This window comes from Halobacillus sp. BBL2006, from assembly GCF_000786645.1.
Lineage (GTDB): Bacteria > Bacillota > Bacilli > Bacillales > Halobacillaceae > Halobacillus.
In genome coordinates this window covers 1-964 of record NZ_JRNX01000926.1, presented here as the reverse complement: position 1 = coordinate 964, position 964 = coordinate 1, and the positions used below count along the sequence as shown (strand labels likewise).

At 43.0% G+C, this 964-nt stretch carries 1 protein-coding gene; it reads right to left on the bottom strand.

Annotated features, from left to right (window positions below; all coding sequences use genetic code 11):
* Positions 1-55: 55 nt before the first annotated feature.
* Positions 56-964, bottom strand: a 909-nt coding sequence (locus LD39_RS21135) for an ABC transporter ATP-binding protein (RefSeq protein ID WP_035553575.1), incomplete at its 5' end; no start/stop codon positions are given.

Sequence of the window (964 nt, the reverse complement as noted above, 5' to 3'; positions counted from 1 at the left end):
AACAAAATAAAAGAAAGACCCTGCTTAACTTGCAGAGTCTTTCTTGAATTATGACTTATTGTTTTACAGTGCCATGTTCTTTCTTATAGTGCTCGAATTCCTTTGTCGTGCAAAGCACCCAGTGCCCTGGGCGTACCTCACGAAATTCCGGTTCTTCACTTGTATCATGGTTATTCGGATCATATGTGAAACGCTCACGAGAACGTTCATAGTCTGGGTCAGGTAACGGAATCGCAGAAAGGAGCGATTGCGTATAAGGGTGAATCGGGTGATTGTAAAGATCATCCGCATCCGCTAACTCTACCATTTTACCAAAATACATAACACCAATACGATCACTGATATATTTGACCATGGATAGGTCATGGGCAATGAACAAATAAGTCAGGTTTTTTTCTTTTTGCAGTTTCTTCAACAAGTTGACGACCTGCGCCTGAATCGATACATCTAGAGCAGAGATTGGCTCATCTGCAATGATGAAGCTAGGATCTACTGCCAGTGCACGAGCAATCCCAATACGTTGGCGCTGTCCGCCACTGAATTCATGGGGGTAACGGTTGGCGTGTTCTTTATTTAATCCAACGGTTTCCAAAAGCTCATGAACTTTTGCTTTACGTTCCTTGTCGTTTTTAGCAAGACCGTGTATATCCATTCCCTCAGCAATGATGTCCTCGACTTTCATACGCGGGTTCAGGGATGCATAAGGATCCTGGAAAATCATTTGCATTTCACGGTTGAATTTTCTTAATTGTTCACGGTCTTTTTTGCCGTGTACATTTTCACCATTAAAAGTTACTTCCCCATCCGTCGCATCATACAGACGGATGATCGTACGTCCAGTTGTGGATTTACCACAGCCGGACTCGCCTACCAGCCCGAAGGTTTCACCTTTATAAATATCGAAGTTTAGGCCATCTACGGCTTTTACAACGCTGTGACGCCCAGTTTTAAAATGTTGTTTAAG